Origin of the sequence: Bergeyella zoohelcum ATCC 43767 (assembly GCF_000301075.1) — a bacterium.
In the GTDB taxonomy this organism is placed as follows: domain Bacteria; phylum Bacteroidota; class Bacteroidia; order Flavobacteriales; family Weeksellaceae; genus Bergeyella; species Bergeyella zoohelcum.
Map to the genome: position 1 here is coordinate 22,778 of NZ_JH932293.1, position 9,027 is coordinate 31,804.

A 9,027-nucleotide genomic window follows, 5' to 3' on the forward strand; every position below is an offset into this window, starting at 1 on the left:
ATTTAATATTAAAATTTTCGTTTTCTGTTATTTACAAATATCTATCGTATTTTTTAAAAAATATGATAAGTAATCTTTCCATAAAATGCTCTTCCTGATTTTTGCAATCCAAAATTGTCATACAATTGACGATCAAAGATGTTCTTCACATCAAAACCAATCATTATTTTTCTTTTCGGAAAAGCATAAGTGAAGCCTATGTCATTGGAAAACTGTGTAGGAATAATATCTAAATTATTGAGTCCTACATTAGACCAATTTCTCAGGAAACTTTCTACAAAATGAATATTATAATGAAGTGATGCTCTAGAACCTTTAACGAATACATCATCCAAATAATAAGTAGCGTTTGCGTTCAACTTAAACGAAGGTTCGTTACGAATTTGTTTTTTATAATAAAGATATTTTTCTCCTTTAGAATTGTATTCTGTATTAAACAAAACATCAAATTTAGAAACATTCAAACCAATATGAAGCTGATTAGCAAAAGCATAATTAATTTCAGCATCTATACCTTTAGTAAGCACATCTTCTAAGTTTTCATAGTAAGTAGTTCCACTATTACCTGAGGTTTCTGCCTGACGAATCATCCCCTGAGTATCTCTGTAGAATACGGATACATTTCCTCTAAGCGTATGCTTTCCGAAAGTAAATCCTGCAAAATTAACCCCTACATTGGCATTAAAACTTTGTTCAGCATGCACATTACTTGGATTAACCAAATTATCAGGACTTCCAAAAATTTCATTCTCATTTGGAAAACGAATTGCTTTTTCTGCCGATGCCATAACGAATAATTTTGGAGTAACAGAATAAGACATTGCCCCACCGAAACCATTATATTCTTCTACTTTATTTCTTTTTTTCACATCATACACCAAAGGCTGAGTGGAGACCTGAAAAGGTTCATTAGAAGTTACTTTTTGTCTATAATATTTGTAAAAGATATTCGTTCTTAATCTTTGCTTGAATGCCAAATTTTCATAAGTTACAGAAGTGATATTTTTCTGTAAATCAAGAGTATTTGTTAGTAATTGAAGCCCTAATGGTAAATAAGTATCCTGCACTCCTCTATCAAAATTATTAAAGAGATGATTAACCATCAGCGTATTATTTTTAAAAAATTGATACGCGACATTTGCTCTAACCACAAAAGTTTTGTTAAAATTGGTTTCATCCGTTTTTCTATTTCCTAATTCTGAACCCATGGTATATCTCACAGGATTTCCATCAGGATAGAGAATAGGTCCACGCCAGTCATACATAATACCTACAGTGTCTATCGCTTGTGTTTTTCTCTGACCGTAACTTGCATCTACATTGAGAGATAGTCCTTTGGTAAATATATCCTTTTTACGGTAATTAAGCGTAGCGATATTGGCTTCTCTTCGGCTATGTCTATCTCCAAAAACCCTTTGCATAGTAACCCCATGCTGTATTTCCTTATAGTCATTAGAAAACACCCCTCCAATAGTAAACCTATCTGCCCATTTCACTCCTTCAAAACCGATGTCTATTTTAGAACCATAAGAACGAAAAGCATCATGAAATCTTTTAGCTTTATGACCTCGTGTAATGGCTCCCTGATAATCTCTAAAACTAATTTGTTCTCCCCAAACATGATAGCTATTATCACTATAATTATAAAAAGTAGAAATATCTACCAAAAGGCCCTTTTCACTTCTATGACTCACATTAGCACTCGCCTGATGAGTATTAAATGACCCTACAGAATAAGCAAGATTCAGTAAATCTTTTTTATGCTTTTTTAAAACGATATTGATAGCTCCTCCTAAGGAGTCTTCTGAAAGATGCCCCGGAACCACTCCTTTGTACACTTCTATTCTCTCTATAAGAGCTGGTGGAATACTATTAACCGAAAAAGATCTACCGTAATTAGTAGCAGGTACGCCATCAATAAAAATTTTGATTGCATTACCCGTCATTCCATTAATATTAAAATTAATCCTAGAACCTAGCCCCCCATCTTGACGAAGTCTAAGTCCTGCCGTTCTATCCAACAGTTCTGTAGTCTGAATATTACGGATGACCATATCTTTAGTCTCCACTACATTCACAGCAAAACCCTCCCTTTCTAGTTTTTCCTTTATAGGAATAGGTTTATGAAGGACTATTTCCTCTATTTCTTTTACTTTTTCATTTTTTTGAGCAAATACAGAAATAGAAATCAATCCAAAAATAATAGCTGTTTTCTTCATCATTATGATTTAAAATGCAAATATAGTTTATTTAGAATAATTATATATAAATATTAAATCTAATTACAAAAAAATCCCCACTTAGCGTAGGGATATCATTCTTATATTTTTTAGAATCAAAATTATATACCGAAACCAAAAGAAACTCCCACAAATATAGGGTTACTCGTCCATCGGATATAGTTACTTTTAGCCATAGGTGTGCTAAGCGTATAATTCCCTACAACTCCTAATCTATAATTTCCAAAATGATACATATAACCTAACTCTCCTTTTAATCCAAATACCAATTGATTCACTGATATTTTTTCATCGCCTACACTATAATAGGTATCTTCTAGTCCATCTTCCGAAATGCGTACCTTCACAGCAGGACCCACACCTACGAAGACGAAGCCATTCCCCAGCATTGCAGGTTTATATCTAAATACAGAAGATGCATACACATATCCCCATTTCTTACTTATATAATCATAAGGAGAAGAAAAATGAGGGTTTACATCCTTCCCTCCTAGCTGAGTGTATCCTACTTCGTTTGATAAATAATAAGAATCTCTTTCCAGTAAATCAATCCCCAACCCCACCGTTATTACCTGCTGGGTTTCTCCGAGCATGGGTAGATTTTTCTAATTCTTCACACTTGTCCATCCACTCATGCCCACCACTTTCACATACTGAGAAAAAGCAAGATGGGAGAACAATAGAAATAAAAACAATAAATACCTCATAGTTATACATTTATATTGTGTGCTAAGATACAAAAATAAATTAAAAAACGCTCTTTCCTTTTCGGAAAGAGCGTTTTACTATATCAAAGCTGAAATTATCAAACTTTAATTTCTACATCTACCCCAGAAGGCAATTCTAGCTTCATAAGGGCATCTACTGTTTTAGAAGAAGAAGAGTAGATATCCATCAAACGCTTGTGGGCAGATAGCTGGAACTGCTCTCTTGCTTTCTTATTAACATGCGGTGAACGAAGAACCGTGAAGATTCTTTTGTTCGTTGGCAATGGAATAGGTCCATTCACCACCGCACCAGTAGCTTTCACCGTTTTTACGATTTTTTCAGCAGATTTATCCACCAAGTTGTAATCGTAAGACTTAAGTTTTATTCTGATTCTTTGTGACATTTTATTTAATTTTTAGCTTTAGGCATTAGGCTTTAAGCATTAGGCAAGAAACTTATCGCTTACTGCCTACGGCTTATTGCCTACTGCATTGTTACCCTTTTGCTTTTGCGATTACTTCATCAGCGATATTCTGCGGAGCTGCTTCATACTTTTCAAACTCCATAGAAGAAGTTGCTCTACCAGAAGACAAAGTTCTCAACGCCGTTACATAACCGAACATTTCGGAAAGTGGAACGAACGCTTTGATTACTTTTGCGTTGTTTCTATCGTCCATACCGTTTACAGTACCTCTTCTTCTGTTAAGGTCTCCCACGATGTCTCCCATGTATTCTTCAGGTGTTACTACCTCAAGTTTCATGATAGGCTCCATGATTACGGCCTTGGCAGCTTTTCCTGATTCTTTGAAACCAAGTTTCGCAGCCAATTCAAATGACAATTGGTCAGAGTCCACTGCGTGGAAAGAACCATCTTTCAGGGTAACTTTCATTGCATCTACTTCGAATCCTGCCAATGGACCATTCTTCATCGCTTCTTTGAAACCTTTTTCTACTGATGGAATAAATTCTTTAGGAATGTTACCCCCTTTGATTTCGTTGATGAATTCAAGACCAGATTTACCTTCGTCTGCTGGACCGATTTCGAATACGATGTCCGCAAACTTACCACGACCACCTGATTGCTTTTTGTACACCTCTCTGTGGTTTGCTACTGCAGTAAGTGCTTCTTTGTACTCTACCTGTGGCTGTCCTTGGTTTACTTCTACCTTAAATTCACGACGCATACGGTCTACGATGATATCTAGGTGAAGCTCTCCCATACCAGAGATGATGGTTTGTCCAGAAGCCTCATCAGTCTTAACGGTAAATGTAGGATCTTCCTCTGCCAATTTTGCCAAAGCGTTACCCATTTTATCTTGGTCAGCCTTTGTTTTAGGTTCCACAGCGATACCAATTACTGGATCTGGGAAAATCATAGATTCAAGAACGATAGGGTTTTTCTCATCAGAAAGCGTATCCCCTGTTTTGATATCTTTAAAACCTACTGCTGCACCAATATCTCCAGCCTCGATATACTCTACCGGACTTTGCTTGTTGGCGTGCATTTGGTAAATTCTAGAAATTCTTTCTTTATTTCCTGAACGCGTGTTCAATACATAAGAACCTGCATCTAATCTACCAGAATAAGCTCTAAAGAATGCCAAACGACCTACGAATGGGTCTGTAGCAATTTTAAATGCCAAAGCTGCGAAAGGCTCTTTTACATCTGGTTTTCTAGTGATTTCTGCCTCTGTATTAGGGTCTGTTCCTTTAATGTCATCTTTATCCAAAGGAGAAGGCAAGTAACGGCAAACCGCATCTAGCATAAACTGTACCCCTTTGTTTTTGAAAGAAGAACCACAAGTCATCGGAATGATAGAAAGGTCAATGGTAGCGGCTCTCAACGCTGCATTAATTTCATCTTCTGTAATAGAATCTGGATCTTCGAAGAATTTCTCCATCAAAGTTTCGTCGTATTCAGAAACGGCTTCTACCAATTTTTCTCTGTACTCCATTACCTCATCCTTCATATCATCAGGAATCGGCACTACATCGAAAGTAGCTCCTTGAGTATCCTCATGCCATACAATAGCTCTGTTTTTAATCAAGTCTACTACTCCTTTAAAGTCCTCTTCAGAACCGATAGGAAGTACGATAGGCACAGCATTAGAACCGAGCATTTCTTTCACTTGATTCACTACATTAAGGAAGTCTGCACCTTGTCTGTCCATTTTGTTCACGAATCCCATACGAGCAACTTTATAGTTGTCTGCAAGTCTCCAGTTGGTTTCAGACTGAGGCTCTACTCCATCTACCGCAGAGAAAAGGAATACGAGTCCATCTAATACTCTCAAAGAACGGTTTACCTCTACGGTAAAATCTACGTGCCCTGGGGTATCAATGATGTTAAAGTGGTATCCTTTTGTTTCTGGTAAGTTTTTTCCTTGATCTGTTGGGAAGTTCCAGTTACAAGTAGTTGCTGCTGAAGTAATGGTAATCCCTCTTTCAGCTTCTTGCTCCATCCAGTCCATCTGAGAAGACCCTTCGTGAGTTTCCCCGATTTTGTGTGTTTTCCCTGTATAGAACAAGATTCTTTCTGTGGTGGTAGTTTTACCCGCATCAATGTGTGCAGCAATACCAATATTTCTTGTGTATTTAAGATCTCTTGCCATTTCAGATTAGAATTTGAAGTGAGAGAAAGCTTTGTTTGCTTCCGCCATTTTGTGAGTATCTGTTTTCTTTTTGAAAGCTGCACCTTCTTCCTTAGAAGCTGCGATAATCTCTGCCGCTAATTTTAACGCCATAGACTTATCATTTCTTGCTTTCGCATACTTAATGAGCCATTTCATTGCCATAGAGATTTTTCTATCGGCTCTGATTGGCATAGGAATCTGGAAGTTAGCTCCTCCAATTCTTCTGGAACGAACTTCCACATGCGGCATTACATTCGTAAGTGCATCTTTCCATATCTCCAAAGAAGTTTTCTCGTTGTCTCCTTTTTTGTTTTCTACTACATCTAATGCGTCATAAAAAATTCTAAATGCGATAGATTTTTTACCATCTAACATTAAATTGTTCACGAATCTTGTTACCAACTGATCATTAAATTTCGGATCCGGTAACAACGGTCTTTTTTTCGCTTTTGTTTTTCTCATTGTTTCGTTTCTTAAAATTTAATGATTACTTTTTAGCGGCTTGACCTGGTTTTGGTCTCTTAGCTCCGTACTTAGATCTTCGCTGTGTTCTTCCGTTTACACCTGCGGTATCCAATGCACCTCTTACGATATGGTAACGAACTCCCGGTAGGTCTTTCACCCTTCCGCCTCTTACCAATACTATCGAGTGCTCTTGAAGATTATGTCCTTCGCCCGGGATATAAGCGTTGACTTCTTTACCGTTAGAAAGTCTTACCCTTGCTACTTTTCTAAGTGCAGAGTTTGGTTTCTTAGGTGTCGTAGTATATACTCTCGTACATACTCCTCGTCTTTGTGGACAAGAATCAAGAGCAGCCGATTTGCTCTTCTTGGCAAGCGACTCTCTTCCTTTTCTTACTAATTGTTGAATAGTAGGCATTTAATTGCTTTTATTTTGAGGTGCAAAGATAATTACTTTTTTTAAAATGACAAAATCATAACAAATAGAATTTAAGGAATATAATCCATACGAACCAACCCAACAACAGCTTATCACAACAAAAAAGCCACCCAATGGGTGACTTTTTTCATTTTTAAATTATTTAGTTATCTTTTTCGATTGGCCATACCAAACACCCAAAGAACAATAAGTGCCCCTACTACGGCAAGTGCCATACTTCCTAAACTAAAATCTTCCACAGTTCCTAGATTAAGAAGCGTGCCTATCCATCCTCCCACGAATGCACCCACGATACCCAATATAATGGTCATAATCCATCCCATTCCTTGATTTCCTGGCATAATCGCTTTTGCCAATGCTCCGGCAATAAGGCCGAAGATAATCCATGTTAAAATACCCATAATTTTATCTTTTTTTATTATTCATCTTGAGTACATCCTAAACTATGCCTAAAATGAGATTTATTAAAATTGTATAAGAGTATCTCGGAATACTGAAAATATCATCGTTTAAAAAAGCTATCTACGAACTCTTCTCCATTAAAAATTTGCAAATCATTCATCTGCTCACCTACTCCAATATATTTTACAGGAATTTGAAATTGATCTGAAATACCAATAACCACTCCTCCTTTTGCGGTGCCATCTAATTTAGTAATAGCCAAAGCAGTTACTTCAGTAGCCGCGGTAAATTGTTTTGCCTGTTCAAATGCATTTTGCCCCGTGGATCCATCTAAAACGAGAAGAATTTCATGCGGTGCATCAGGGAGTACCTTTTGCATTACTCTTTTTATTTTAGAAAGCTCATTCATAAGATTAATCTTATTATGTAGCCTTCCAGCTGTATCAATAATCACCACATCTGCATTTTGAGCCACTGCACTTTGCACTGTATCAAAAGCCACTGAGGCAGGGTCTGCCCCCATACCTTGTTTTACAATAGGCACGCCTACTCTTTCACTCCATATCGTGAGCTGATCTACTGCAGCAGCACGGAAAGTATCTGCCGCCCCAAGAACTACTTTTTTTCCTTCTGACTTAAATTGATGTGCCAGTTTTCCTATCGTAGTAGTTTTACCCACACCATTTACTCCTACTACCATAATGACAAAAGGTTTTTTAGAAGAGTCTATATTTTCTGTAGGATGTGGATTTTTAAGAAGTAATGCTGAGATTTCTTCACGCAAAATTTTATCCAATTCTGCAGTATTTACATATTTATCTCTGGCTACTCTTTCTTCTATTCGTTGGATAATTTTGATAGTAGTTTCTGCACCTACATCCGATGCGATGAGTACTTCCTCTAAATCATCTAGTACTTCTTCATCTACCGTACTTTTTCCTACTACGGCTTTGGTCATTTTTTCGAAAAAGCCCTGACGAGATTTTTCTAATCCCTGATCTAAGGTTTCTTTTTCTTTCTTACTAAAAATCTTTTTAAACCAACTCATGCTAATTGTTTATTGTACAAAGATAAATAAAAAACACTCATATCTTACAAATGGTTTTAATATTCATAATTACTTCAACTCTAAGACAGATAATCCATATTTAATAATTTACTAAATTCTCAATTATTTTTTTTAAAATACCCCCTATTCACATTGATTAACACAACCTAACATTTATCATAACAAAATATCTTCATAAAAAATAATTCACTATTTCATATGCCATTCATTGTTTATATAAGAATAAATAGTATCTTTGCTCCATGATGAAAAAAAATAGTACAATTCCTTCTACAGAGAACCTTCAAAACTGGATGTTCTGTAATATTTGTGAAACCCCACAATTATGCGAGCTCTATAATGCAACCACTTTTTATGCATTAGTGTTATCTGTTTTTCTCAAATTCAAAATACAATTATCTTTTGTATTTTGAGTCGGTAAGGTAGTTCATAATAATGGTACTTATCCTCGTTAGAAAATATTCAACTTTCTAAGGTTTTTTTCTTGTACCAATGATTAAGGATATTTATACTTTTTATCCTATCCGTAGCTCCTACTTTTTCGAGAAAGACAATCTTGTATTTTTTCAATTGAAACTGTTTTTATTTCATCATAGCTCTTCAATAGTTATGGTTTATGTCTATATACTATAAAAAACAATACAGTAAAAGCCATAAACATATAATTGCTGCTATATTAATTTTGGTATACAGCCTAAAATAAATAAAAAAAAACAAACAATTAATATAAACAATTTTAAAGACACAATGTATGAAAAAACAACTATGCACGCTTGCCGTATTAGCAAGTATGTTCATCGGTACGGAAGCCTTTGGACAAAGTGAAAAAGGAAGAGTGGGGGTTAACACTCCTACTCCCAAAGCTACACTCGATATTCAAAATCTATCGAGTAACCTAACTACCAATGAAGGATTATTGATTCCTCGACTTACAAAAACCAGGGTAGCTTCCATTGATAACAATCAACTCGTAAAAGGAACCTTAATCTTCGTAGATAATGTTTCTTATTCAGGGAATAACCCCAAAGTAAGACAGATTAATGAGGAGGGATTCTATTACTACAATGGAGACAT

At 35.9% G+C, this 9,027-nt stretch carries 8 protein-coding genes and 1 pseudogene; 1 reads left to right on the plus strand and 8 read right to left on the minus strand.

The window, feature by feature from the left end; all coding sequences use genetic code 11:
- Positions 1-53: 53 nt before the first annotated feature.
- The 8 genes from HMPREF9699_RS00180 to ftsY form a co-directional block, all read right to left on the minus strand.
- Positions 54-2,222 (minus strand): TonB-dependent receptor, encoded by a 2,169-nt coding sequence (locus HMPREF9699_RS00180; RefSeq protein WP_002661356.1) that lies wholly within the window; start codon positions 2,220-2,222, stop codon positions 54-56.
- A gap of 119 nt (positions 2,223-2,341) precedes the next feature.
- Positions 2,342-2,833: a hypothetical protein gene (locus HMPREF9699_RS00185; protein WP_002661357.1), complete on the minus strand. Its 492-nt coding sequence runs from the start codon at positions 2,831-2,833 to the stop codon at positions 2,342-2,344.
- A 212-nt stretch (positions 2,834-3,045) separates the two neighbouring features.
- Positions 3,046-3,351, minus strand: coding sequence for a 30S ribosomal protein S10 (rpsJ, locus tag HMPREF9699_RS00190; protein WP_002661363.1), 306 nt, complete (start codon positions 3,349-3,351; stop codon positions 3,046-3,048).
- A 91-nt stretch (positions 3,352-3,442) separates the two neighbouring features.
- A complete protein-coding gene (gene fusA / locus HMPREF9699_RS00195) occupies positions 3,443-5,560 on the minus strand; it encodes an elongation factor G (RefSeq protein ID WP_002661365.1) in 2,118 nt (705 codons plus the stop codon).
- Between the two features lie 6 nt (positions 5,561-5,566).
- On the minus strand, positions 5,567-6,043 hold the full coding sequence (gene rpsG / locus HMPREF9699_RS00200) for a 30S ribosomal protein S7 (RefSeq protein WP_002661367.1): 477 nt from the start codon (positions 6,041-6,043) through the stop codon (positions 5,567-5,569).
- Between the two features lie 25 nt (positions 6,044-6,068).
- The gene (rpsL, locus tag HMPREF9699_RS00205; RefSeq protein ID WP_002661369.1) at positions 6,069-6,461 is read right to left on the minus strand and encodes a 30S ribosomal protein S12; all 393 of its coding nucleotides are present in this window, start codon (positions 6,459-6,461) and stop codon (positions 6,069-6,071) included.
- Between the two features lie 167 nt (positions 6,462-6,628).
- Positions 6,629-6,883, minus strand: a complete 255-nt coding sequence (locus HMPREF9699_RS00210; RefSeq protein ID WP_002661371.1) for a GlsB/YeaQ/YmgE family stress response membrane protein — start codon at positions 6,881-6,883, stop codon at positions 6,629-6,631.
- 101 nt (positions 6,884-6,984) lie between these two features.
- Positions 6,985-7,932: a signal recognition particle-docking protein FtsY gene (gene ftsY / locus HMPREF9699_RS00215; RefSeq protein ID WP_002661373.1), complete on the minus strand. Its 948-nt coding sequence runs from the start codon at positions 7,930-7,932 to the stop codon at positions 6,985-6,987.
- Between the two features lie 772 nt (positions 7,933-8,704).
- Between ftsY and HMPREF9699_RS11265 the strand changes: the two are divergent.
- Positions 8,705-9,027, plus strand: a pseudogene (locus HMPREF9699_RS11265) (hypothetical protein); the annotation flags it as partial.

Excerpts from the sequence above, each read along its gene's own strand:
- HMPREF9699_RS00185 (WP_002661357.1), bottom strand. The coding sequence starts at position 2,833 with ATGCTCGGAGAAACCCAGCAGGTAATAACGGTGGGGTTGGGGATTGAT.
- rpsL (WP_002661369.1), bottom strand. The coding sequence starts at position 6,461 with ATGCCTACTATTCAACAATTAGTAAGAAAAGGAAGAGAGTCGCTTGCC.
- rpsJ (WP_002661363.1), bottom strand. The coding sequence starts at position 3,351 with ATGTCACAAAGAATCAGAATAAAACTTAAGTCTTACGATTACAACTTG.
- HMPREF9699_RS00210 (WP_002661371.1), bottom strand. The coding sequence starts at position 6,883 with ATGGGTATTTTAACATGGATTATCTTCGGCCTTATTGCCGGAGCATTG.
- ftsY (WP_002661373.1), bottom strand. The coding sequence starts at position 7,932 with ATGAGTTGGTTTAAAAAGATTTTTAGTAAGAAAGAAAAAGAAACCTTA.
- HMPREF9699_RS00180 (WP_002661356.1), bottom strand. The coding sequence starts at position 2,222 with ATGATGAAGAAAACAGCTATTATTTTTGGATTGATTTCTATTTCTGTA.
- fusA (WP_002661365.1), bottom strand. The coding sequence starts at position 5,560 with ATGGCAAGAGATCTTAAATACACAAGAAATATTGGTATTGCTGCACAC.
- rpsG (WP_002661367.1), bottom strand. The coding sequence starts at position 6,043 with ATGAGAAAAACAAAAGCGAAAAAAAGACCGTTGTTACCGGATCCGAAA.